Here is a 23,693-nt window from a genome sequence, read left to right as displayed (position 1 = left end):
ATCCAAACACCGAGGACGCCGGGACCACCATGAGCTTGTATGAAGACTACCTGAAAGAGATCGAGACGCGTAAAGGCCAGGGCCTGCATCCCAAGCCAATCGAAGACGGTGCTCTTGTCGAAGAGATCGTCGCGCAGATCAAGGATACCGGTCACAAGCACCGGCAAGAGTCGCTCAAGTTTTTCATCTACAACACGCTGCCGGGCACCACGAGCGCGGCCGGTGTGAAAGCGAAATTCCTGAAGGAGATCATCCTCGGCACGTCAGTCGTCGAAGAGATCACCCCGGCCTTCGCATTCGAGCTTCTGTCCCACATGAAGGGCGGTCCTTCCGTCGAGGTTCTTCTGGATCTGGCGCTTGGCGACGATCCGCAGATCGCCCGGGACGCGGCAGAAGTGCTGAAGACCCAGGTCTTCCTCTACGATGCCGACACGGACCGGCTGAAGGCCGCCTATGAGGCCGGCAACGAAGTTGCCAGGGACATTCTGGAAAGCTACGCCCAGGCCGAATTCTTCACCAAGCTTCCGGACGTGGATGAGGAAATCAAGGTCGTCACATATGTTGCCGCCGAAGGCGACATTTCCACCGACCTGCTGTCCCCCGGCAACCAGGCGCATTCGCGCTCCGACCGTGAGCTGCACGGCAAGTGCATGATCTCCGAAGCGGCGCAGAAGGAAATCGAGGCGCTGAAGCTGCAGCATCCGGGCAAGCGCGTCATGCTGATTGCCGAAAAGGGCACCATGGGCGTCGGCTCCTCGCGCATGTCCGGTGTCAACAACGTGGCGCTTTGGACCGGCAAGCAGGCAAGCCCCTATGTGCCGTTCGTGAACATTGCTCCAGTCGTTGCCGGGACCAATGGCATTTCGCCGATCTTCCTGACCACCGTCGGCGTGACCGGCGGCATCGGCATCGACCTGAAGAACTGGGTCAAGAAGCTGGACGAAAACGGCAAACCGATCCTGAACAATGACGACAGCCCGGTTCTGGAACAGAAATATTCCGTCGAGACCGGTACGGTGCTGACAATCAACACCAAGACCAAGAAGCTCTACAACGAAGCCGGTGACGAAGAGCTGGCCGACGTTGCTTCCGCGCTGACCCCGCAGAAAGTCGAATTCATGAAGGCTGGTGGCTCCTACGCCATCGTCTTCGGCAAGAAGCTGCAGAGCTTTGCCGCCGAGACCCTCGGCATCGACGTGCCGCCGGTGTTCGCGCCGAACAAGGAAGTGTCGCACGAAGGCCAGGGCCTGACGGCGGTTGAAAAGATCTTCAACCGGAACGCTGTCGGTGTCGCAGACGGCAAGGTGCTGCATGCCGGTTCCGACGTTCGCGTGAAGGTCAACATCGTCGGGTCCCAGGACACCACCGGTCTGATGACCGCCCAGGAACTGGAAGCCATGGCGGCAACGGTGATCGCGCCGACCGTCGACGGCGCCTACCAGTCCGGCTGCCACACGGCGTCTGTCTGGGACCTGAAGGCCCAGGCCAACATTCCGAAGCTGATGAGCTTCATGAACGGGTTCGGCCTGATCACCGGGCGCGACCCGAAGGGCGTCTACCATCCGATGACGGACGTGATCCACAAGGTCCTGAACGACATCACCGTGGACGACTGGGCGATCATCATCGGCGGCGACAGCCACACCCGCATGTCCAAGGGCGTTGCCTTCGGCGCGGATTCGGGCACGGTCGCACTGGCGCTGGCCACCGGTGAAGCAACCATGCCGATCCCCGAATCGGTCAAGGTCACCTTCAAGGGCACCATGAAGGACTACATGGACTTCCGCGATGTGGTTCATGCCACCCAGGCCCAGATGCTGAAGCAGTGCGGCGACAACGTCTTCCAGGGCCGGGTCATCGAAGTTCACATCGGCACGCTGCTCGCCGACCAGGCGTTCACGTTCACCGACTGGACCGCGGAAATGAAGGCCAAGGCCTCCATCTGCATTTCCAACGACGACACGCTGATCGAATCTCTGGAAATCGCCAAGAGCCGTATCCAGATCATGATCGACAAGGGCATGGACAATGCCAACAAGGTTCTGCAGGGGCTGATCGACAAGGCCGACAAGCGCATTGCCGAAATCCGCTCCGGCGAGAAGCCGGCCCTGAAGCCGGACGACAGCGCGAAGTATTTCGCGGAAGTTGTGGTGGATCTGGACCTGATCGACGAACCGATGATCGCCGACCCGGACGTGAACAACGAGGATGTGTCCAAGCGGTACACCCACGACACGATCCGCCCGGTTTCCTTTTACCGGGGCGAGAAGAAGGTCGATCTCGGCTTCGTCGGCTCGTGCATGGTGCACAAGGGCGATATGAAGATCGTCGCTCAGATGCTGAAGAACCTGGAGAAGTCCGGCGAGAAGGTCGAGTTCAAGGCACCGCTCGTGGTGGCCGCACCGACCTACAACATCATCGACGAACTGAAGGAAGAGGGTGACTGGAGCATTCTGCAGAAATACTCCGGTTTCGAATTCGACGACAGCGCGCCGAAGAACACGGCCCGCACCGAATACGAGAACATTCTCTATCTGGAGCGTCCGGGCTGCAACCTTTGCATGGGCAACCAGGAAAAGGCCGCCAAGGGCGACACGGTGCTTGCAACCTCCACGCGCCTCTTCAAGGGCCGCGTCGTGGAAGATTCCTCCGAGAAGAAGGGCGAATCCCTGCTGGCCTCGACGCCGGTCGTGGTTCTGTCAGCCATTCTCGGACGCACGCCGAGCCTGGAGGAATACAAGGCAGCTGTCGAAGGGATCGATCTGACCAAGTTCGCACCGCCGACCCAGAAGCCGCTCGATGCACGGTCGGTTCATTTCTAAGAGCTGGCTGAGTTCATCAGGAACGCAGATGCAATCAGGGGCCGTCCGATCGATGCCGATCGGGCGGCCCCGCTTTGTTTGCGGCGTTGAAAGCGCGGGGGCATTGTCCGGCGGTGGGAAAACGTGTTCCATGGAGTCGGCCTGTAATTGCGGCCGATTTCTTGAATTCATTTCCACGGGGGCTTTCATGACATACCGCATGCCCGCAGTTGTTTTTCTTCTCGCCGGATCGATCCAGGGGGCTCTGGCAGATCCGTGCCAGGATCGTTTCACGGAGCTTTATCTGCAGCTCGACCAGAAAACGCCGACCAAGACGCAAGTGACCACCGCCTTCAAGGGCGCGCCACCGACCACCAATGACTTCTTCTATCTGTCGCAGGATCACTATCTGACGGTGCCGACCTCGCCGGAAGGCCCGTGGGTGCTGGGGTATGGCAACGTGCTCTATCAATCCGCCGACCAGGGCTCGACCTGGGAAAAGATCCGCGAGATGGATACGAGCCAGAACGCGGAGCAGGCGCGCGCCGACAAGGAGACAAACGCGGCCACCATCCGCAACGCCGCCTGCGGCGAGGAAGAGCTGGACGGTGAGGCCGTGGAGGTTGTGGCAGCGGATATCACCGTCAGCCAGGGCATGGTCACGGAAAACCGCTACACTTACTTTGTCCGCCGCAGCGACGATTTCATCGTCAAGGCGATCTACGACACCAAGGCGCCGTCGTTCGAGATGGTGACCACCCAGGTGATCGAAAAAGCCACGGGGCTGAACCTGCCGGTGCCGGAGTAAGGCAGCCAGGCGGATGGCAAGCGAGGCTTGCCCCACCCGCAGATGTCATCCCGGGCTTGACCCGGGATCCAATCCCCATCGCGGCGCGTTCGGAAATCTCTACTGCGTTCAGGCAGCCGCTTTGAGCCTTGGACAAGTCTCGAGGCTCTGGAAACGAGTGGGCTCCGGGTCTCGCGATGCTCGCCCGGGGTGACACTTCTGGGTGGGGTTCGCCGTGTTTTTTGATGGTGCTGGCCTCTTGCGTGGAAAATCAGACACCTCGGGTTTGCCTGAGGGCAAGCCAGATTTGCCGCTGGCCAAGGGAGCGCCCACCCTCAGATGTCATCCCGGGCTTGACCCGGGATCTGATCCCCATCGCGGCGAGCTCGGAAATCTCTATTGCGTTCAGGCAGTCGTTTTGAGCGTTGGGCAAGTCTCGAGGCTCTGGAAACGAGTGGGCCCCGGGTCTCGCGATGCTCGCCCGGGGTGACACTTCTGGGTGGGGCGAGGCCTGGCGTTGATCGATGGTGCCGAATTCCTGCACGGAACTCGGGATCGTCGTATCCACGGATCTAACTCGTTTGCCTTAGCCGCGCCCGCGATAGGGGGCGACGCCCTGGTCGGGGATCCAGACGCCGTCCGGGGCCGGGCCGGTCTGGTAGAAGACGTCGATCGGGATGCCGCCGCGCGGGTACCAATAGCCGCCGATCCGAAGCCACTCGGGATCGAGCAGGTCAACCAGGCGTTTACCGATGGAAACCGTGCAGTCCTCATGGAAAGCGCCGTGGTTACGGAAGGAGCCCAGGAACAGCTTCAGCGACTTGCTCTCCACCAGGAAATCGCGCGGCACGTAGTCGATCACCAGATGGGCGAAATCCGGTGCACCGGTGATCGGGCACAGCGAGGTGAATTCCGGTGCGACGAAGCGGACCATATAGCCGGTGCCTGCCTGCGGGTTCGGCACTTTTTCCAGAACCGCCTTGTCCGGATCGTCCGGCAGTTCGGTGGACGACCCGAGTTGGGTCAGGTTCTCGTAGATGCTCTTGTCGGACATGACGGTTTCCTGAATTTGTGCCCGCTCCGGGGACGCGCTTGTGCGCTGTCGATGGATGGGCTCCGTGTTCTTGAATGAGCTCGCAAAGACCCGACTTCGGGCTTTTGCTTCCCTGCGCCCTCATCCTGAGGAGGACCGTCAGGTCCGTCTCGAAGGATGGGCCGCTTGTTCTGTGCGTGCCGCCCATCCTTCGAGACGCCGCTGACGCGGCTCCTCAGGATGAGGGGGTGAATTTCGAAAGACCGTTCTCTCCATCGTCATCCCGGACGCAACAACGCGAAGATACGGGATCGGGGAAGCGAAGGCCTATGGGTTCTGCTGCGAAATGGCGGTCGTCCCGGTTTCGGCACGGGCCGCTTGTTTTGTGCGTGCCGCCCATCCTTCGAGACGCCGCTGGCGCGGCTCCTCAGGATGAGGGGGAGGTTTTGCAGGCCTTCCTCTTCGTCGTCATCCCGGACGAAGATCCGGGATCGGGGAGGCGAAGGCCTGTGGGTTCTGCGCGATACGATCAATTTGCCTGTGACGTGCCAGTTTCGGCACGGGCTGCCTGTTCTATGCGTGCCCCCCCATCCTTCGAGACAGGCCGTCCTCAGGATGAGGGTGGTCAATGAGAGAGCTCGTTACACGCCCCGCAAATTGCCCCAGATCATGGTGTGAAGCTGGGGCAGGACGGTGGCTGCGTACCATTTGTCGGAGGTGACCCGGTCCACCAGCCAGCGCATGCGTTCCATGATGCCGGTCATGTCTATTGTGGCATCGGTGTCTGTCGCCGCCGGCGGGGTATGGTTGCCCGGTTGCAGAAAGCAGCTCAGGTGCGGGTAGCGGTCCGAAACGTCCCGCGCGAAGGCGTAGTCCGCCTCGTCAAAGACGACGACTTTCAGCACTGTCTGCGTCTCCGGCCCTGCGGCCTCGACGCATTCGGCCAGGCGCTGCCAGTCTGTCGTCATGCCGGAGGACGGCGGTTTCGGGCTCAGTGTCAGGACGTCGAGATCGGCGAACCAGTCCTTTGCCAGGCTGCCCTGTGTTTCCAGCGCGAAGCGATAGCCTTCCTTGCGTCCGAGCGTGATCAGGCCGCCGAGTGGCTGGATCGCCGGATTGCCGCCGGAAAGCGACACGGTCAGCGGATTGCCGCCGGACAGGATCTCCACCTGCATCAGGATGGCTTGCGGCGTCATCGGGCACCATTCGTCCCGATGGGCGCTGTCGACCGCATGGAGCGTGTCGCACCAGGAGCAACGGTAGTCGCAGCCGCCGGTGCGCACGAACACGGTGGGTTGGCCAATCAGGGCGCCTTCGCCCTGAATGGTGGGGCCGAAAATCTCGCTGACCCGGATCTGTTCGATACTCATGCCGCGCGTGCCCCCGGATAGACGAGGGGACGGAATTCGGCGCAGGTCTTCGGCGTCTCCTTCACGCGGACGGCAGACGTTTCCGACCAGCGCTGACGGCACCAGTTGTAGAAAAAGCGCGCCATGGTTTCGGCGGTCACGCAATCGTCGCCGAGCACGTCATTCAGGTGCCGGTGGTCAAGCGTGTCGTCGATGAAGCGCTTGAACTCGGAGAGTTCGTGATAATCGCGCACGAAGCCGGTGCCGTTCAGCTCTTCCGACATCAGTTCCACCTCAACCACGTAGTTGTGGCCATGCAGGCGAGCGCAGGGGTGGTCTTCTCCCAGGCCAAGGATCTGGTGGCTGGCGGAGAAGTGGAATTCCTTGGTGATCCTAAACATTGCACGCCTCCTTCCAGAATGCTTCGTCTGCGTAGACCGTCGGGTCGACGCCGCCGGCCAGGTGAAAGGCTTCGCGCCGTTCCACGCAGGTGCCGCAGCGTCCGCAGTGAACCTCGCCGCCCTTGTAGCAGGACCAGGTCTTGCGGTAGTCGACGCCGAGCCTCAGTCCCTCGGCGGCAATGTCCGCCTTGGAGGTGTGGACGTAAGGCGTAAAGAGGCTGATCTCGCCCATGCCTTCCAGCGCGTGGCGCTGCATGGTCTCGAAGCTTTCGGTGAAGGCCGGACGGCAGTCCGGATAGATGAAGTGGTCGCCGCCATGAACGGCGGTCGCGACCGCTTCGGCACCGCGCGCGCTGGCAATGCCGAAGGCAATGGAAAGCATGATCGCGTTGCGGTTCGGCACAACGGTGATTTTCATGGTTTCCTCGGCATAATGCCCGTCCGGCACGTCCAGATTGTCGGTCAGCGCCGAGCCCGTGAGCTGGCGGCCGATATTGGAAATGTCGATCAGGATATGCTCGGTTTTCAGCTCATCGGCACAGGCCTTCGCATAGTCCAGCTCCTTCTTGTGGCGCTGGCCATAGTCGAAAGATACGAGGCCGATCAGCTCGTGTTCCCGCGCAACCTTGTGCGCAAGGGTGACGGAATCCATTCCGCCGGAGCAGATGACAAGTGTTTTCAACGATGTGGTCCCTTGTTTTCGCTGGCACCGGGTAGGCTGCGACCGGTGGTTCCCTTTTGAGGAACGGCGCGCGTTTTAGCAGGTTTTCGCGAAAAGGGAAGGGTGGGGCGTGCATTGAAGGGTTTTCAGGAAAAGCAGGAAAATGGAAAAAGCGGGCGCTTTACGCCCAGATCGCCATCCTCAGGCCGCGCTCATCCCGCTGGAAGTCCTTGGGAAACGGCTCTGCCGTTCCTGAAAAAATCCGTTCCGCGATCAGGCTGTTGGCGGCGGCATCCAGAAGGTCGTCGCGGCCGCAGCCGCGCGGTGGCGTCTGGTCGAGAAACTCCTTGAGTAGTCCTTTGGAGACGAGAAGATCGCGGCGCTGGTCGAGGCCGGCCGGGTTGGCGCGGCTCTTGACCTTCTTGGGCAGGCTCATTTCCGCTTCGTCGTTGAGGCGCCAGAAGGCAAGTTCCGGGTGAACCTCGTGAACACGCGTCTCCAGCTTCGGTGACATCAGGGTGTCGATCTCCCGTATCTTCGGGAACAGAAAGAAACACTGTTTGGAGACTTTTTTCGGCGGTTCGGACGTCGTGAGCGCCGTGGCGCAGGCTTTTGCGTAGTCGTCTTCATAAACGGCGGCCCGGGAAGGCACCGTGAAGACAGAGGATTGGCGCATGCCCAGGTGTTTGCGAGCGGTTTTTTCCGGGCCGCGCCCACCGGGGCCGATGCGATCCGGCAGGCCTATGGGCATGTCGACGGCAATAATGGCGAGATGCGGGGTGAAACCGACCAGATCCGCAAAGGTCGGAACGACGATCAGTTTCAGATCTTCTGGGGCATCGAGATTGCGGATGACCGCGACCCAACCGGCCTTGCAGCCGTCAACGCCGGCAACCCATGTGCCCGCCCCGTCAGGCACGGGCCTTTGCTTCCAGAACCCGGCGCGAGGTGACGAGAGCCATTGCCTTCACCACGGAGTTCTGCTCCTCGGCAAACAGCAGTTCGTCAGCCCCCTTGCGCACGCTGCGGGCGACCAGTTCGAAAACGGAAGCCGAAGCACGTTTCAGGGCTTCCTCGTCGTTTTGTCCCGCCAGAAGGTTGGACAGGAACAGGCCTGCGATCAGGTCTCCGGTGCCGTGCGGTGGATTGGCGATGGCGGCATGCTCGGCGGCAACGGCGCCGCGCGGGCCTGCCAGAAGATTGGCAATGGCGTTGCGGCGCAGGGCCGGGGAAGATGTCACCATCACGCGCTCGTTGCCAAGGCTGCGGGCAGCGGCGAGAGCCTGCATTTCGCTTTCGATCTCGCAGCCCGTCAGCCAGCCGAGTTCAAAGGCGTTGGGCGTAACGACATCGGCCAGCGGTACCAGTTGGTCGCGGATCGCTTCAGCCGTTGCCGTGGGCACATAAAGGTTGCCGTTGCCGTCGTGTTCGTCGCCCATCACGGGGTCACACAGGTAAGGCGCTTCCGGATTATGTGCCTTGACCGCCTTGATGAGCGAGGCGATGGGGCCGGCCTGATCCGGATCGCCGAGATAGCCGGAAATGACCGCACCCACTTCCGTCAGTTTCGGAGAAGACGCCAGATCTTCCACAATCGCGGCGAAGTCGGCGGCAGGGGCGACGATACGTTTGCCCTTGCCCTGTCCCGGATGCCACGGCAGCAGGATGGTCGGCAGAAACCAGACATCGTGGCCGATCCGCTCAAGCGCGAAGGTCAGTCCGCGTCCGCTGATGCCGCCACGGACCACCTGTGACGTGATCACCAGAACCGGCTTTTTCTGTGGCTCGGGAGCGCCCGGCTGCATCATGGGATCGTGTTCCTTCTGAGGTCAGGCGGCGTCGGACGAAGACTTGCTGCCGGTGCCGTAGCGCTTTTCGATATAGTCCAGAACCATCTGCTTGAACTCGTCGGCAATGCCGGGTCCGCGCAGGGTCATGACCTTCTCGCCATCAATGAAGACAGGCGCCGAGGAGGTTTCGCCGGTCCCGGGCAGAGAAATGCCGATGTCGGCATGTTTGGATTCGCCCGGGCCGTTGACGATACAGCCCATCACGGCAACGTTGAGGCTTTCAACGCCCGGATATTGTTCGCGCCACTTGGGCATGGAAACGCGGATGTGGTCCTGGATGTCCTGGGCCAGTTCCTGGAAGACAGTGGAGGTGGTGCGGCCACAGCCCGGGCAGGCGGCAACCACCGGCACGAAGGCGCGGAAGCCCATCACCTGCAAAAGCTCCTGCGCCACCTGCACCTCGCGGGTGCGGTCGCCGCCCGGTTCCGGGGTCAGCGACACGCGGATGGTGTCGCCAATGCCCTGCTGCAGGAGAATGCCCATGGAAGCGGCGGAGGAAACGATGCCCTTGGTGCCCATGCCGGCTTCGGTGAGACCGAGATGCAGGGCATAGTCGCAGCGGCGGGCGAGATCGGCATAAACGGCGATCAGGTCCTGCACCTGGCTGACCTTGGCCGAGAGGATGATCTTGTCGCGGCCCATGCCGAGGCCTTCGGCGCGTTCGGCGGACAGAAGCCCGGACTGGATGATCGCTTCGCGCATGACGGCGGCTGCCGAAACCGGCTTTGCACTTTCGGCATTCTCATCCATCAGCTTCGTCAGAAGCTCCTGGTCGAGGGAGCCCCAGTTGACGCCGATCCGGACGGCCTTGTCGTGCTTCTGCGCAATATCGATGATCTGCGAGAACTGTGTGTCGCGCTTGGCCTTGAAGCCGACGTTGCCCGGGTTGATGCGGTACTTGTCGAGCGCAGCGGCGCAATCGGGATAGTCGGTCAGCAGCTTGTGGCCGATGTAGTGGAAGTCGCCGACGAGCGGCACATCGATGCCGATCCGCTCCAGCCGTTCCTTGATCCGCGGCACCTGGGCCGCAGCTTCCGCTCGGTCCACGGTGATGCGGACGATTTCAGAGCCGGCGCGCGCGAGGGCTGCCACCTGTGCGACGGTCGCATCGGCATCCGCCGTGTCGGTATTGGTCATGGATTGCACCACGATGGGCGCATCGCCGCCAACCATCACATTGCCGACCTTCACACCGACGGAGGAGCGGCGGGGCAGGGCTTTCGCGAAATCATCGATCATCACAGGAACCAACAGGTTTTGAGCGTTTGCCCCTCATATGAGGGAACTGGGGCCGACTTTCCAGCGCATGATTAGGGCGTGCGGCAAAAAAGGGCAATGGCAGAGCAGCGGCAAAGGCAGGTCGATCCTCCGGCAAGCGGACATTGCCACATGGTTTTCCGCCCGCTATGAGCTTGCATGCGCCGGCCACTCCGCCGGCCGGCTTTTTCGGAGGGTACTGCATGTTGAAACGGTTGCTGTCGGACTCTGTTTCCATTGTCTTTGGCAATCTGGAAACCGTGTTCAAGGTTTGTGGTGGCTGGTTTCTTCTGCAATTCGTGCTGTCTCTGCTCATTCTGGCGAATGGCACGCAGATTGATGAAGCGACCGCGCCGGAGGATATCTCCGGAACGACGGTCCTGCTGCTGCTAACGACCATGGTGATTGCGCTGCTGTCGTCCGCATCCATTTCGGTCGCCTGGCACCGGTTCGGTCTGTTGAACGAGCGGCCGGGGCCTCTGCACTTTCGCGTCGGCGCTGTCGAGTTCCGCTTTATCGGGCAAATGCTTCTGCTGTCGCTGGCCGCAGTGGTTGTCGTGCTGCCCGCGGGGCTGATGATCGGCGTCCTGTCGAGCCTGTTCAAAAGCACCGCCTTGACGGTGGTGCTATGGATCGTCGCGGTTTTCGTCCTCGCCCCGTTCCTGTTCCGCCTGAACCTCAGCCTGCCGGCCGTTGCCGTCGAGCGACCGCTCGGCTTCAGTCAGATGCTTCAGTTCGGAAAAGGCCTCGGCATGCCGATGTTCCTGGCGGCGCTCATTCTGATCCTGCCTTTTGTCGCCGTTGGCGAGGGTCTGCAGTATGTTCTTGGTCTCCTGTCCGGAGGCCTTCCGGCAGCCCTCATCCAGATGAAGATCCTCGTTCTCAACGTGCTGGTGCAGATCATCGTCACGGTGCTGGGCATCTCGATCCTGACGGCGGGTTACCGGATCGCGATGGAACGGCCGGAGGGGGCTGGTGCCCGGACCTGAATCGCGTATCCTCCGGTGGTCGCAAACAACCGGGGCAGATCATGTTTTTCACCGTTCTGGAACGTTCGCTGTCGCTGGCGCAGCATAATTTCGGGACGCTTCTGAAAACCGGCTGGGCCTATATCCTGCTCCTGGTTGCCTTGAATTTCGCCATCGGCGGATCGCTGATGCCGGAAAGCGGCTTCAAGACCGTTTCCTACATGACCGAGCCGGTCGCCGCTGCCGATGAAGGCGCGCTCAGAGCGCTGGCAGCCATTGCCAATCTTCTTGTCGGCTTTTCCATCGCCATTGCCTATGTGCGGCGCATCCTGATCGACGCACGGGATTTTCCGGTCGCCTTCGGCGCGCGCAATATCCGCGTCATTCTCAACCAGATCGTACTTACCCTGATCGGTGCCTTGTCACTGATACCCCTGGTGATTGTTTCCCTGCTGCTGGCCGCCGTCACGGCGGGCATCGGGCTGCTGCTGCTGTTTCTGGCGCCGTTCATTGCGCTGATGGTGGTGCAACGCTTTTCCGTCGTGTTGCCGGCATCGGCGGTGGACGATCCGCTGACACTCAGGGAAAGTTGGCGGGCAACGTCCGGGTTTGGCTGGGCCATGGCTTTTGCGGCGCTGGTGATGAGCCTGCTCGCGGGTTTCCTGGTCGGCATCTGGGCGGTCGTGCTTGGCGTCAGCGATGGATTGATGCCTGCCAGCGTGCTGTGGCAGCAGATCCGTTCGGCGGTCTTTCCGATGGGCACCATGCTGATCCTCGTCTGGGCCTTCGCCAGCCTGCACGCGACATTCTACGGCCTGATCCGCGAACGTTTTGCCGCGCAGCTCGGGCTCAGACAGGAAGACCTTTCCAAGGCTGAAGCGCAAAAGGAAGCCGCGCGGGAGCGGGCGCGCAAGGCGCTGGCCGGTGCGCAGCGCATGAACAGGCGCTGAGGACCCTACATGGATGAAAATTCATCATTCCGATGTTGCGGTGCGGCGATAACTGGTCAAATGTGGTCCTGAAATTTCTGTCCAGATGCCTCCTTGCATCCAGTGGAATGAATGAGGCCTCTACGCTTTTCAACGATCCGTTTGCGGATGGCCGGGCTGCTCCGGCCGGTGATCCGCCGATCAAGGGAGATCCCAAATGTTTGCCAATAAAACTGCCGTCGTTACTGGATCCACTTCGGGCATCGGTCTGGGCTATGCACGCGCTTTTGCGGAAAACCGCGCCAACGTCGTGATCAACGGACTGGGTGACGCGGACGAGATCGAGAAGACCCGTGCCGCCATCGAGGCCGACTTTGGCGTGCGTTGCACCTATTCGCCGGCCAACATGCTGAAGGGTGATGAGATCGCCGGTATGATCGCCGATGCGGAAAAGGAATTCGGCGGGGTCGATATCCTGGTGAACAACGCGGGTATCCAGTTCGTGTCGCCGGTAGATGAGTTTCCGGTTGAAAAGTGGGACGCCATCATCGCCATCAACCTGACGTCCGCCTTCCACACGATCCGGGCAGCGCTGCCCGGCATGAAGTCCAAAGGCTGGGGCAGGATCGTCAACACCGCTTCCGCCCACGCGCTTGTCGCCTCTCCCTACAAGTCCGCCTATGTGGCGGCCAAGCACGGCATTGCCGGCCTCACCAAAACAGTGGCGCTGGAAGTGGCGCAGCAGGGCATTACGGTCAACGCCATCTGCCCGGGTTATGTCTGGACGCCGCTGGTGGAAGCACAGATCCCCGACACCATGAAAGCCCGCAACATGACCGAAGAGCAGGTCAAGAACGATGTCATGCTGGCCGCGCAGCCGACCAAGCAGTTCGTGACCATCGAGCAGGTGGCAGCCTATGCGGTGTTCCTGTGCTCTGACGCGGCCGCGTCGATCACCGGCGCTATCCTGCCCATCGATGGCGGCTGGACCGCGCACTGATCCGCGCTTTCCGCGGTGCGGGCTTTTGCCCGCACGCGACCTCCGCCGAAGCCCTCAAATAAAGGAACCGCCATGGCCGGTCCGAAGAAGATCAATCTTGCCCTTCAAGGTGGCGGTGCGCATGGCGCTTTTACCTGGGGCGTTCTGGACTGGTTTCTGGAAGACAAGCGGCTGCAAATCGACGCCATCAGCGGAACGTCCGCAGGCGCGATGAATGCGGTTGTTCTTGCCAGCGGCATGCAGCAGGGCGGCGCAGAAGGTGCCCGCGAACATCTGGAAGCTTTCTGGTACGAAGTCAGCAAGCAGGCCAAATACAGCCCGATCCAGCGGTCGCCTCTGGACGTTTTCCTGGGGGAATGGAGCCTGGATCATTCGCCCAGCTATCTGTTCTTCGATGTGTTGACGCGGTTCGCATCGCCTTACGAATTCAACCCGCTCAACGCCAATCCGCTGCGTGATGTCGTGGAAAAGACGGTCGATTTCGACCGGGTGAACGCATGCGAACACATGAAGATCTTCGTTGCGGCGACAAACGTCTTCACAGGCAAGATCCGCGTGTTCAGCGAAAAGGAAGTCACGCTGGACGCGGTGATGGCCTCCGCCTGCCTGCCGCAGGTGTTTCAGGCGGTGGAAATCGATGGCGAGCCCTATTGGGATGGCGGCTACATGGGCAATCCACCGCTCTATCCGCTGTTTTACGACACGGATACGCCGGACGTGATGCTCATCCAGATCAACCCCATCGAACGGCGCAAGGTGCCCAAGACCGCGCGGGAGATCGTCAACCGGCTCAACGAGATCACTTTCAATTCCACACTGCTGCGCGAGCTCAGGGCGATCGATTTCGTCACGCGTCTGATCGAGGAAGGCAAGTTGTCGAGCGAGGAATACATGAAGGTGAACATGCACCGGATATCCGCCGGTGAATTGAAGCCGCTGCAGGCCTCGTCGAAACTGAATGCCGAATGGGCGTTTCTGACCGACCTGAAGGAGCTTGGGCGCAAGACGGCGCAGGAATGGCTCGAGCGGCACTATGACGATATCGGCAAGCGCTCGACCATTGACGTCAAGGGAGAGATATCCTGACGGTCGGGCTCCCGGTGTTCTTAACCATCTGTTAGCCGTGTTTGCATGTGGCGTTGCAAAATGCAATGCAGCAGGTGTGAACAAAGTCTAAACATATTCAGCATCTTGTGTCATCAGCTCTCGCCAGGGCCAGATCTGGTTTGATAAGCGTTGAAACCAAACTGGCAAGGCTTATGCATTCTAATTGGCACGCTGATTGTCAGGTAGTGCGTCGTCAGCGCTTAGATGGACGGAAGGAGCGGGCATCTGCGACCCCGCCTGCTTCTTCCCTCCCTTCCCCTCTTCTCCTGAGGCCAGGAAGCCCCACCTGCGGCAAAGGATCGCCGTGATGTGACGTGGATCTGCCGATTTTTCTCACTTTTTCAATGTTCTGATCGGATACAGTCCTTCAACCGCCACAAGTGCGACCTATGTTTAGACAAGATTGGCAAAGGGATTCGCGATGAAAAACAGGGTGACCCGGGTTCTTGCAGGCTGCGTCGGCGCCATGGCTCTGCTGGCGGTCAGTGGCGCACAGGCCGGCAGCGACGAAGCACGCATGGCCGAGATCAAGGAAAAGGGCGGTTGCCCGCGTTGTGATCTCGGACTGGCAGAGCTCCGCGGTCTGGTCCTTGAAAACGGAGATTTCGCCGGCACCAATCTGCGGGAAGTCGACCTGAAGGAAGCGATGCTGCCCAACGCGAATTTCAAGAATTCCGATTTCCGGCGGACGGAAGCCGAACGGGCGGATTTTTCCGGCAGCGATTTCTCCGGGGCCAACATGCGCTCCGTCGATCTGGAAAAAGCCAATCTGAACAAGGCGAATTTTCAGGATGCCGACCTTCGGGACGGGGACCTGAACACGGTCGAGGCGAATGAAGCCATTTTTGACGGTGCGGACATGCGCAATGTCCTGTTCACCCGGTCGGTAGCGAACAAGGCTTCCTTCAAGGGCGCCAAGATGGATGACGCAAATCTGGAGCGCGTCGACCTGAACGGGGCCAACTTCCAGGATGCCCGCATGCGCCAGGCCAAGCTCGACAGGGTCAAGGCCCAAAATGCGAATTTTTCGGGAGCGGATTTTTCCGGCGTGCGTCTCGTCAGTTCAGATCTGACCGGCGCTAACCTGACAGGTGTCGATTTCGACGGCGCTCTTCTGCGGCGTACCCGTCTTGCCGGTGCCGATCTGTCCGGAGCCTACAATCTCGACCCCAAGCGCATTCTCGGTGCCTGTGGCGATGAAAAAACCAAGTTGCCGCGCGGCATCGAACTGGTTCCCTGCGCCTGGTAGGCCCTCGGCGACGGATGGGCGGATCTGGGTCTGGCCGATAACGTGCCGCCTTTGGCTGGGTGCACCATCTTTCAATTGAGCCTCCGTGCGCGTGGTGGCTGCTTCGGCTGCGACCCTGTGACATTTCTTTCACGTCCGAAACCTTCCGGCGGCGGATAAACCTTCCGGTCAAATGAAAACTGCTGCTGCCCCGTCAGGGCCAGCAGCAGCTGAAGAGGTACCTGAGAGCGCTGGTGAAGGATGCGGCGGTCAACCGCCTCCAGGTGAAAGCTTCATCACCTTGTCGACACCTGTCATTTGACAAAGTGCCGCCAGCCCCACACGTCGCGATAGGCTCCTAGAAAAGGTCGAAAGCGAAGCGGTAGGTGACACCAGCGCCAATGCTGAACTGGTTTTCGCTGCCGTTCTTGGCAATCGGGCTGTCCGCTGCATCGCCGACAAGCCGGTCATAACCACCTTGCAGATGCAGGCGAATGTCGTCGCTGAAATCGTAGCTGGCACGCGCGGCCAGACCGACGCTCTTGAAACCGGCGCTGGGGTTGAACTTCGTCAGGCGTCCACCACTGTTGGCGGCTTCCGACGAGGTTACGCCGAAATAGGTGTCCATGTATTCGTCAGAGGCAAAGGCCGCCCGCGGACCGAAGCTGACTTCCCACTTTTCCGCCGGATAGACGATGCCGTCCAGACCGAGCTGGCCGACCTGGCCCGTGTGCCCGTTGATGCCCTGACGCAACTCGGCGAAGGCACGGAAATTCTCGGTGCGGAAACCACCGCCGAGGCCGAGTTCAAGTGCCCAGTCGATGGTGTTGGTGCCGGTCAGGTCGGTGCTGTCGCTGGCCTTGCGCTCGCCGATGTAGTTGAACGACGGGTAGAAGAACACGCCGGACTTGCGGCGTCCGTCGACAACCTGGCCAAGGCCCGGGAAGTAGAAGCGGCCGACCGAAATGATCGGGAAGGGATAGACCAGGTAGGAGTCCGCAGCCTCGTACCGCGGCTTGACAATGCCGCCGACGCCCAGATCGACCACGAACTGGCGGTTTGCGTCCTGTTCGGACAAGTCTCCGCTTTGTGCCAGAGCGGCCCCGGACACAGCGCTAAGAGCAAGCGCCAGCGCGGCGCGCGTCATCAACTTGAACATTCAAACCCACCAGTAAAGGAATTCCATTGGCAGGAAGATAGCACGAGAAGTGCTTATACAAACCCTAAGGAGAATGGGTTTTGCCGGACTGTTGCATTTCCGCACCGCCATATCGCGGCTGCGAAGCTTAAGCACAATCAAACGTCAGGGGCGCTGCCGTCTTGCGGCGGGGCTGTCAGGAAGCTACATGAGGGCAAGACCAGATTTCGAACGGCAACGGACCGGACCATGACCGCACTCTTCAACGTGATACTGCTCGCCCTGGAACTGTACACCTATGTGATCATCGCCAGCGCGATCTTCTCCTGGCTCTATGCCTTCAATATCGTCAATTCGAGCAATCAGATCATCAATACCATCGGCCGGGTTCTCTACAACCTGACGGAGCCGGCCCTCAGGCCGATCCGGCGGTTCCTGCCGGATCTCGGCGGTGTCGACATTTCCCCGGTGATCCTGCTGCTGCTGATTATCTTCGTGCGCCAGTTGATCATCCTGAACGTCTTGCCAATGTTCAGAGGCTACTGACCGGCCTGTCGGGCAGAGCCCGGGCGGTTCGTCCGGGCGTCCCGCCATGCGTTCTGCTTTTTACCAAAAGGGGATGCCGGATGCGTCCGCGTCCGGATGGTGGAAAGACGGTACATTTTTTAAGAAGCCCGGGTCGGCCACCCGGGCTTTTTGCTGTTAACGCGTTTCAGTCTTCCAGCTTGCGCGCTTCGTCCGGCAGCATGATCGGGATGCCGTTGCGGATCGGGTAGGCAAGCTTGGCGGTGCGCGAGATCAGTTCCCTGGCGTCCGCGTCATATTCGAGCGTGGTCTTGGTCACGGGGCAGACCAGCAGTTCCAGCAGCTTGCGGTCTACCGGGCGTTCGGTCGGTTCAGTCATCTCGGGGTGTCTTTCAGGTTGGGGCGCCATGATCAATCCAATCACTGCAAGGTGGTGCCGCCGTCATTTTGCGTGCGGGCAAGGTCCATCTCGGTGATGGCAATCAGGGTTTCCGCCCGGGTCTTCAGATCGCGGGCTTCCAGCAGAGCCTGTTTTTCCTGCGGGCCGTAAGGGCACATCATGCACAGCGCGTTCACCAGCACTTCCGTCTCCGCTTCCGACACGCTCTGCCAGTCGGCTTCCAGATTGTTGGCGTCCAGATAATCGCGCAAGGTTCTGAGCAGACTTGTCCGGTCGACATCTTCCTCGCCCTGGCCGCATTTGAGGTCGTGGGCAAAGGCGGAAAAATCGCACTCGATCTGGCGGAACTTGCTGAAATCCTCGACCTCGCGGCCAAGGGCGAACCTCGTGATGCCCTGCAGCGTGATCAGGTAGCGGCCGTCGCCGGTTTCCTGAAAACTGGTCAGACGGCCGACGCAGCCTATGCTGGCGAGGGCTGGCTTGTCCGGATCCTCCAACTGGCGATCGGGAGACGGCTGCACCATTCCGATCAGGCGGTTGCCGGCCAATGCGGCATCCACCATGTCGATGTAGCGCGGTTCGAAGATGTTCAGCGGCAACTGTGTCCGGGGCAGCAGCAGCGCTCCGGACAGCGGAAACACGGGCAGGATCGGCGGCAGATCCGCAATGGTTTCATAAATTGCATTTCCCGCCTGCATTCCGGTGCCTTCTTATTTTCGTCTTATCGCAGCATGACTGCCAGCTTCGTGCTGTTTCCTAAATGTGTGTCAGTTGTTGCAGTCGTCAAGAAAACAGAACGGCGGAAAGCTTGCGGCGGCCGTAGGCGCTGGCCGGATCCTTGAAACCCCAGGCTTCGAAGAACTGCAGGAGCTGCTTGCGCGCGGCGTCCTCGTTCCACTCCCGGTCGCGGCGGACGATCTCGATCAACTGGTCGACAGCGCCTTCCTTGTTGCCCTTGCCGTTGAGGCCGAGGGCAAGGTCGAAGCGGGCCTGCAGATCAAGCGGATCCTTGGCGATACGGTCCTGCAGCTCTGCAAGGTCGCCCAGAGACGCCGCCTGTTCGGCCAGTTCCACCGCGGTCCTGGCGGCCACATAGGCTTCGTCGGTATGTTTTTCTTCCGGAATCAGTTCCAGAGCCTGCTTGGCCCGCTCCAGATCGTCGGCTCCAAGATAGCACTGCGCGAGACCGGCAATCGCGGCCACATTGTCCGGTTCCATCTGCATCACGGCGCCGAAAAGCTGGGCTGCCTGAGCGTAATCCTTGGCCAGCAGAAGTTCTGCGGCCTGTTCCAGAAAGGTGTCGGTCTGGCTGACCGGGGCCGGCCCGGCAACGCGCTCGATAAACGCCTGGATCTGGCTTTCCGGCTGCGCGCCCATGAATCCGTCCACCGGCTGGCCGTCCTTGAAGGCGACCACGGCCGGGATCGACTGGATGCCCATCTGGCCGGCAATTTCCGGGTGATCGTCAATGTTCATCTTGGCCAGCTTCACGCGGCCGCCGGCGGCCTTCACCGCAGCTTCGATGATCGGTGTCAATTGCTTGCACGGTCCGCACCATGGGGCCCAGAAATCCACCAGCACCGGCTGCTGGCGCGAAGCTTCCATGACATCGGCCATGAAGGTCTGCGTGGTCACGTCGAAGATGAGATCGCCAGCCGGGGCATCGCCGCCGTTGCCGCCGCCCATGCTGCCACCACCCATGCTGCCGCCAGACTGGCCGCCGTAACCGCCGCCCATACTGGCGCCAAAGCCGCCGCCGACCTGGCCGCCGATGCTGTAATTGCCGTTGCTCATGTGCCGCCTCGAAATTTACCGCCGGTGCCTGAGGCATTCCGGCTCAAAGTGAATGCCGTTGAATGGTTGAGTTGGCCCATAACATGGAGCCACTGGGCGCGAATTACAAACGCCTTTCCCTGCCGATGAAAGCGCGCCGCTAAAGCCCTGCCGCCTTCGCCTCATCGCTGACCGCCAGAACCTGCGCCGTGTGGCCGCAGGCCGACGCGAATTTCAGAAGATCGGCCGAGGAGATAGATGTGGTCGCGTTGTTCTTCAGCGGGTGATAATTCAGCACCTCATGCTGCATCATCGCCGCATCGAAGACCGGCGTGACCTTTTGGGCCTCACGATCGTTGATCAGCGAGAACGGCGTCACCGACCCCGGCTCCACGCCAAGCACTTCCATAAGAAGATCGGCATTGCCGAAGGACACGCGCCCCTGGGCACCGATGATCTGGTGCACTCTTTTCAGGTCGATCTCTGCATCGTGCAGGGCGACGATCAGGAACAGACGGCCCTTCTTGTCCTTCACGAACAGGTTCTTGGTGTGGGCGCCGGGGATGCGCTCATGCAGATCGCCGGACTCGGCAACGGTAAAGACGGGCTCGTGATCCACGGTTGTGACAGGGATCCCGAGTTCCTCGAAAAAGGCCAGTAGGTCGTCGCGTGTCGCCGGCATGAGTTTTCCTGAGAATTTTGAGAGCTTTTGCGCTGTCTAACGCGATTTGGCCACTGGCCACAAGGGGAAGGTTGCAGAAAAAGCGGCAGAAATCTGCGATTTTCCGGCGCTGATTTCACAGGAAATCCACAAATCGATGGTCGGAAAAAATTCTTCAATTTCGGTGTTGCAATCCGTCTCAGCATAGTTCATATACTGCGCCACCGACGCCGAGGCGGTCACCGCCACGGACCAGGGACGCTATGCGGGCGTAGCTCAGGGGTAGAGCACAACCTTGCCAAGGTTGGGGTCGTGGGTTCGAATCCCATCGCCCGCTCCAATTCGACCGAACGGTCCGAAGAACCAGCATTCGAAAGAATGCTGGTTTTTTGTTTTTTGATCTTCAATGCATTCTCAGCGCAGCCGTCAGATCATCGGACCAGAGACTCAGATTAGCTAAAAATCGAGCAAAATGCGCAATCGGAACTAAATCGAAGTCTTCATAGTATGTTGGTCTTGTCGAAAACAAATTCGATGTGACATGAGCAAGATCTTGCGCAACATGCGAGTGAACGGCCGCAGCGCGGCAGACGAAAAAGCTTTACGGCTTAAAGATCGGTTCCGTGCAGTGTCGAACAAGAGTTTTCGGGATCGTTCTTCGTGGGATTTCAGCGCGTCGGTTCCTTTGCTGGTGCTGGCATTTCTTTTGGCGTTTCTTTCGTTCACATATTGGGCGCTACCTTTCTTCAGTCCCTGGTCCCGAAGCGTTACCTTGCTGCACCTTGCGTCTGCTCCGAATTGTGATGCAGCACGTTCAGTTGGCTTGGCGCCGGCAAATCGTGGCGAACCGGGTTATTGGTCGAAACACGATGCTGACAACGACGGGATCGCATGTGAACCTTGGCCGCGCTAGAGGTCGAGGCAGCTCAAAGCTCTTTATGTCTTGTGGTCACAGGTAAATTCGGTCCTATCGCAGCGCAAACCTGTGGTTTCGTGACAGTATTTCAAGGTTCGTCTAAACATTGAAACAAACCCGCCTTGCGAACTGAACGAAGTCGCAGGGGGCTCGGGAGTAATGTCAGCGGGCATTATGCGGAGGCGCCTTGAACCGGTGGCCTCCGTCTTTTGCTTTGCCTCAAGTACCCAACTTGGCTGCAGCGGAGCCTTTCGGTTCCGCTGCAGTTCCAGTGGCAACCGGCGCGACATAAACACTCTCGTGCTGGGCGTTTGGGGGTTGAGGGCCGGCTTTCCGAAAAAGATCTCACCGCATTCAATGGTTCCGCGTCATTTGCCTGGCTGTGCTGGAGCATGTCGCGTTTAACCGGAAAATCCTGTATCGCTTTTTGCATTGAAATCTCTGATTTTAGCCGGCGAAAAGCGATTCCGATTAGACGCGATTTGCTCTACCGTGCCGTCATGCCGATTGCAGTTGGGGGAAAGGCATGACCGCGTTGAAGGATCATCCGGTGTTCGGGTTTGCGGACTGGTGCCTGCGCGGCATCGGGCAGGTGGTGTTTCAGAACAATCCTGTTTCGGGCCTGATTATCCTGGGCGCGCTTTTCTTCAATTCGCCGATCTATGGCGCCATTGCCGTCTTCGGCGTTGTGGTTTCCACCGCAACGGCGGTTCTGCTGCAGGCGGACAAGGGGCTGATTCGCGATGGGCTGTTCGGTTTCAACGGAGCGCTTGTCGCGCTGGCGCTGATTGCGTTTACGAGTGAGGATTTTCACTACGGCGCTGTGCCGTCCGCCTATCTGGCGGTTTATATCGCCTTCGGCTCCGCCATGACGGCGATGGTCTTCACCAGCCTTGCAAACCTGCTCGGCCCGCACAGGGTTGCGCCGCTGACGATGCCGTTCGTACTCGTCGGCTGGCTGTTCCTGTTTGCGGTGCTGAAGTTCCACAGCATCGATGCCGGCCCGCTCGCCAAGCCCGTGTCGCCCACCCAGTATGACGGGTCGGTCCAGTATACTCTGGCAACCTGGTACAAGGGCATCGGCAATGCCATCGGCCAGATCTTCTTTCAGGACAACTGGGTCAGCGGATATCTGATCGTGCTCGGTATTGCGGTGAATTCGCGCATCAGCGCGATCATGGCGCTGCTGGGTGCCAATGTGGCGGCCTTTGTCGCCGTTGTTTACGGCGCGCCGGAAGGGGCAATCAGCGATGGTCTCTTCGGTTATAACGCGGCCCTGACGGCGATCGCGCTCGGGGGCTTCTTCCTGGTGTTGACGCCAGCCTCCGCGCTCTACACGCTCTTTGGCGTTGTCGTGTCGACCTGGCTGTGGGCGTCCGTCGCGATCTTTCTGGAGCCCATCGGCATGCCGGTGCTGACCTCGACCTTTGTCATCGTGACCTGGCTGATGCTGATCGGCGTCAACGGATTTGCGGCCCTTGTTCCGGTTGCGCCCGCCGATGCCGTTACGCCGGAGGTCAACCGCAGGCGTTATCTGAAGGCGTTACGGGAAGGCTGAACCGGCAGAGAATTCAGAAGTCAGGAACGCCAAGGTGGCATTAGCGTCTATAGCTCAGCATCCGGCCAGCCTGTCGCCCTTCTCCAGCCTCTCCATCGTCGTCCCGGCCAAGCGTCGCGCGAGCCGGGACTGGGGAGGCAAGAGCCTTTCTGTTCCTCGAGACTGCCAGATCAGGGGCTCTCCGATCCCGGATCTTCGCTTTGCTGCGTCCGGGATGACGGTGGAAGGGCTGTTAACTGAGCGGAGCAGAACTGCTCCGCTCGCTATTCACCTGTCCGGCTCACACTTTCAGAAAACAGCCGTTTTCCGCGTGTGAGCGTTCGGCGAGGTCGAGGGCGACCTGGAGCCGGGCGCCGTGTTCGAAGTCCGGGTCTGCCGGGGCTCCGGTCAGGATCGCGGCGGCAAAGCGCTGGTAGACCGTCGGCACGGTGCCAACCTCGATGTCGGTCCATGTCGCAGAGGGGAGATCTTCGCCCTTGCAGATGCGCAGGCCTTCGATGCCCTTTTCGAAACGCACTTCCAGGCCGCCCCTGTCGCCATAAAGGCGCAGGCGCAGGTCGTTCAGATGGCCGGAGGCGAACCTGGTGGCGCTGATCGTGCCGAGCGCGCCGTTTTCCAGTTCCGCCTGCATGGTGGCACTGTCGTTGGCGTCCAGGGTGTATTCGCCGATCTTGCCGCCCTCGACCTTGTCGAAGGTCTTCAGCCGGCAGGAAAGTTCGCTCACCGGGCTGCCAGCGGCGAAGAGGACGAAGTCGAGGATGTGGATGCCGACATCGCCGAGAACGCCCTTGGAGCCGTGGGCGCTCGACAGGCGCCAAAGCCACTGACTTTCGGTTTTCCAGTCGCCCCAGGCTGGCTGGGTCAGCCAGCTTTGCAGGTAGGAGGCCTCGAAGTGGCGCAGTGTGCCGATGGCGCCTTCCGCGACCAGTTGGGCCGCCTTCTGCAGCACGGCGACATTGCGATAACTCAGGTTGACCATGCCGATCAGGTTCTGCGAACGGGCCAGATCCGCCATTTCGCGAGCGTCGGCGGCGTTGGTCGCCAGCGGCTTTTCACACAGAACGTGCTTGCCCGCCTTCATCAGGGCCATCGTGGTCGGATGGTGCGCGGCGTCCGGCGTTACGTTGGCTGCGGCGTCGAAGCCGCCCCAGGCGATTGCCTCGTCCAGCGTCGCGAAGCGGTTCGGAATGGCAAAGGTGTCACAGAATTGGGTGAGGACATCCGGGCGGCTGTCGACACCGCCGACGATTTCAACGCCGTCGATTTTCGAAAAGGCATCCGCGTGGGTACGCGCCATGTTGCCGGTTCCGACAATCAGGATCCGGAGAGGGGATGCAGCAGAGGTCACGGG

General features: G+C 60.5%; 24 protein-coding genes and 1 tRNA gene. 11 read left to right on the top strand and 14 right to left on the bottom strand.

Features of this window, described 5'->3' with window-relative positions:
* The first annotated feature begins 29 nt into the window (after positions 1–29).
* Positions 30–2,822, top strand: a complete 2,793-nt coding sequence (locus tag SIAM614_RS21770; protein WP_006937962.1) for a bifunctional aconitate hydratase 2/2-methylisocitrate dehydratase — start codon at positions 30–32, stop codon at positions 2,820–2,822.
* A gap of 199 nt (positions 2,823–3,021) precedes the next feature.
* On the top strand, positions 3,022–3,609 hold the full coding sequence (locus tag SIAM614_RS21765) for a hypothetical protein (RefSeq protein ID WP_157140006.1): 588 nt from the start codon (positions 3,022–3,024) through the stop codon (positions 3,607–3,609).
* Positions 3,610–4,174: 565 nt separating this feature from the next.
* Here SIAM614_RS21765 and queF read toward each other — a convergent pair.
* The 7 genes from queF to ispG all read right to left on the bottom strand — a co-directional run bounded on the left by queF (position 4,175) and on the right by ispG (position 10,121).
* Entirely contained in the window at positions 4,175–4,642 is a 468-nt protein-coding gene (queF, locus tag SIAM614_RS21755) for a preQ(1) synthase (RefSeq protein WP_006937960.1), read from the bottom strand.
* Positions 4,643–5,262: 620 nt separating this feature from the next.
* Positions 5,263–5,991 (bottom strand): 7-carboxy-7-deazaguanine synthase QueE, encoded by a 729-nt coding sequence (gene queE / locus SIAM614_RS21750; protein ID WP_006937958.1) that lies wholly within the window; start codon positions 5,989–5,991, stop codon positions 5,263–5,265.
* A complete protein-coding gene (queD, locus tag SIAM614_RS21745; protein ID WP_006937956.1) occupies positions 5,988–6,371 on the bottom strand; it encodes a 6-carboxytetrahydropterin synthase QueD in 384 nt (127 codons plus the stop codon). The genes queE and queD overlap by 4 nt, the downstream gene beginning before the upstream one ends.
* Positions 6,364–7,053, bottom strand: coding sequence for a 7-cyano-7-deazaguanine synthase QueC (gene queC / locus SIAM614_RS21740; protein WP_081455311.1), 690 nt, complete (start codon positions 7,051–7,053; stop codon positions 6,364–6,366). The genes queD and queC overlap by 8 nt, the downstream gene beginning before the upstream one ends.
* A gap of 160 nt (positions 7,054–7,213) precedes the next feature.
* Complete coding sequence (locus SIAM614_RS21735; protein ID WP_006937954.1) at positions 7,214–7,951, bottom strand: DUF429 domain-containing protein; 738 nt, start codon at positions 7,949–7,951, stop codon at positions 7,214–7,216.
* Positions 7,944–8,840 (bottom strand): pyridoxal kinase, encoded by an 897-nt coding sequence (gene pdxY, locus SIAM614_RS21730; RefSeq protein WP_006937953.1) that lies wholly within the window; start codon positions 8,838–8,840, stop codon positions 7,944–7,946. Before pdxY ends, SIAM614_RS21735 begins: the two co-directional genes overlap by 8 nt.
* A gap of 21 nt (positions 8,841–8,861) precedes the next feature.
* Positions 8,862–10,121: a flavodoxin-dependent (E)-4-hydroxy-3-methylbut-2-enyl-diphosphate synthase gene (gene ispG, locus SIAM614_RS21725; protein ID WP_006937952.1), complete on the bottom strand. Its 1,260-nt coding sequence runs from the start codon at positions 10,119–10,121 to the stop codon at positions 8,862–8,864.
* 221 nt (positions 10,122–10,342) lie between these two features.
* On the opposite strand from ispG, the gene SIAM614_RS21720 reads away from it, so the two are divergent.
* The 5 genes from SIAM614_RS21720 (at position 10,343) to SIAM614_RS21700 (ending at position 15,392) form a co-directional block, all read left to right on the top strand.
* Positions 10,343–11,128 (top strand): hypothetical protein, encoded by a 786-nt coding sequence (locus SIAM614_RS21720; protein ID WP_040440815.1) that lies wholly within the window; start codon positions 10,343–10,345, stop codon positions 11,126–11,128.
* Between the two features lie 41 nt (positions 11,129–11,169).
* Complete coding sequence (locus SIAM614_RS21715; protein ID WP_006937950.1) at positions 11,170–12,057, top strand: hypothetical protein; 888 nt, start codon at positions 11,170–11,172, stop codon at positions 12,055–12,057.
* A gap of 196 nt (positions 12,058–12,253) precedes the next feature.
* Positions 12,254–13,036 carry a 3-hydroxybutyrate dehydrogenase gene (locus SIAM614_RS21710; RefSeq protein WP_006937949.1) on the top strand — a complete coding sequence of 261 codons (783 nt, stop codon included), beginning with the start codon at positions 12,254–12,256 and terminating at the stop codon, positions 13,034–13,036.
* A 72-nt stretch (positions 13,037–13,108) separates the two neighbouring features.
* On the top strand, positions 13,109–14,122 hold the full coding sequence (locus SIAM614_RS21705; RefSeq protein ID WP_006937948.1) for a patatin-like phospholipase family protein: 1,014 nt from the start codon (positions 13,109–13,111) through the stop codon (positions 14,120–14,122).
* A 442-nt stretch (positions 14,123–14,564) separates the two neighbouring features.
* Positions 14,565–15,392, top strand: coding sequence for a pentapeptide repeat-containing protein (locus SIAM614_RS21700; protein WP_006937947.1), 828 nt, complete (start codon positions 14,565–14,567; stop codon positions 15,390–15,392).
* A 337-nt stretch (positions 15,393–15,729) separates the two neighbouring features.
* Here SIAM614_RS21700 and SIAM614_RS21695 read toward each other — a convergent pair whose 3' ends face one another.
* Positions 15,730–16,530, bottom strand: a complete 801-nt coding sequence (locus SIAM614_RS21695; RefSeq protein ID WP_006937945.1) for a MipA/OmpV family protein — start codon at positions 16,528–16,530, stop codon at positions 15,730–15,732.
* A 228-nt stretch (positions 16,531–16,758) separates the two neighbouring features.
* Between SIAM614_RS21695 and SIAM614_RS21690 the strand changes: the two genes are divergently transcribed.
* Positions 16,759–17,055, top strand: coding sequence for a YggT family protein (locus tag SIAM614_RS21690; RefSeq protein ID WP_006937944.1), 297 nt, complete (start codon positions 16,759–16,761; stop codon positions 17,053–17,055).
* Between the two features lie 166 nt (positions 17,056–17,221).
* On the opposite strand, the gene SIAM614_RS21685 is transcribed toward SIAM614_RS21690, so the two are convergent.
* The 5 genes from SIAM614_RS21685 to SIAM614_RS32115 all read right to left on the bottom strand — a co-directional run bounded on the left by SIAM614_RS21685 (position 17,222) and on the right by SIAM614_RS32115 (position 20,081).
* On the bottom strand, positions 17,222–17,413 hold the full coding sequence (locus tag SIAM614_RS21685; RefSeq protein ID WP_006937943.1) for a Trm112 family protein: 192 nt from the start codon (positions 17,411–17,413) through the stop codon (positions 17,222–17,224).
* A 41-nt stretch (positions 17,414–17,454) separates the two neighbouring features.
* The gene (locus tag SIAM614_RS21680) at positions 17,455–18,132 is read right to left on the bottom strand and encodes an LON peptidase substrate-binding domain-containing protein (RefSeq protein ID WP_006937942.1); all 678 of its coding nucleotides are present in this window, start codon (positions 18,130–18,132) and stop codon (positions 17,455–17,457) included.
* 85 nt (positions 18,133–18,217) lie between these two features.
* Positions 18,218–19,228 (bottom strand): thioredoxin, encoded by a 1,011-nt coding sequence (gene trxA, locus SIAM614_RS21675; RefSeq protein WP_006937941.1) that lies wholly within the window; start codon positions 19,226–19,228, stop codon positions 18,218–18,220.
* Between the two features lie 139 nt (positions 19,229–19,367).
* The gene (locus SIAM614_RS21670; protein WP_006937940.1) at positions 19,368–19,889 is read right to left on the bottom strand and encodes a prolyl-tRNA synthetase associated domain-containing protein; all 522 of its coding nucleotides are present in this window, start codon (positions 19,887–19,889) and stop codon (positions 19,368–19,370) included.
* Between the two features lie 36 nt (positions 19,890–19,925).
* Entirely contained in the window at positions 19,926–20,081 is a 156-nt protein-coding gene (locus SIAM614_RS32115) for a hypothetical protein (RefSeq protein WP_157140005.1), read from the bottom strand.
* Between the two features lie 52 nt (positions 20,082–20,133).
* Between SIAM614_RS32115 and SIAM614_RS21665 the strand changes: the two genes are divergently transcribed.
* The 3 genes from SIAM614_RS21665 (at position 20,134) to SIAM614_RS21660 (ending at position 22,342) form a co-directional block, all read left to right on the top strand.
* Positions 20,134–20,208, top strand: a tRNA-Gly gene (locus tag SIAM614_RS21665).
* Positions 20,209–20,409: 201 nt separating this feature from the next.
* Positions 20,410–20,781, top strand: a complete 372-nt coding sequence (locus SIAM614_RS31305; protein ID WP_198137369.1) for an excalibur calcium-binding domain-containing protein — start codon at positions 20,410–20,412, stop codon at positions 20,779–20,781.
* A 529-nt stretch (positions 20,782–21,310) separates the two neighbouring features.
* Positions 21,311–22,342 carry an urea transporter gene (locus tag SIAM614_RS21660; protein ID WP_006937938.1) on the top strand — a complete coding sequence of 344 codons (1,032 nt, stop codon included), beginning with the start codon at positions 21,311–21,313 and terminating at the stop codon, positions 22,340–22,342.
* Between the two features lie 280 nt (positions 22,343–22,622).
* Here the strand turns inward: SIAM614_RS21660 and SIAM614_RS21655 are convergent, their stop codons facing one another.
* Positions 22,623–23,690 (bottom strand): Gfo/Idh/MocA family protein, encoded by a 1,068-nt coding sequence (locus tag SIAM614_RS21655; RefSeq protein ID WP_267871946.1) that lies wholly within the window; start codon positions 23,688–23,690, stop codon positions 22,623–22,625.
* Positions 23,691–23,693 lie beyond the last annotated feature (3 nt).

It is taken from the genome of Roseibium aggregatum IAM 12614, assembly GCF_000168975.1.
Lineage (GTDB): Bacteria > Pseudomonadota > Alphaproteobacteria > Rhizobiales > Stappiaceae > Roseibium > Roseibium aggregatum.
This window is presented reverse-complemented; position numbering and strand designations above follow the sequence as displayed.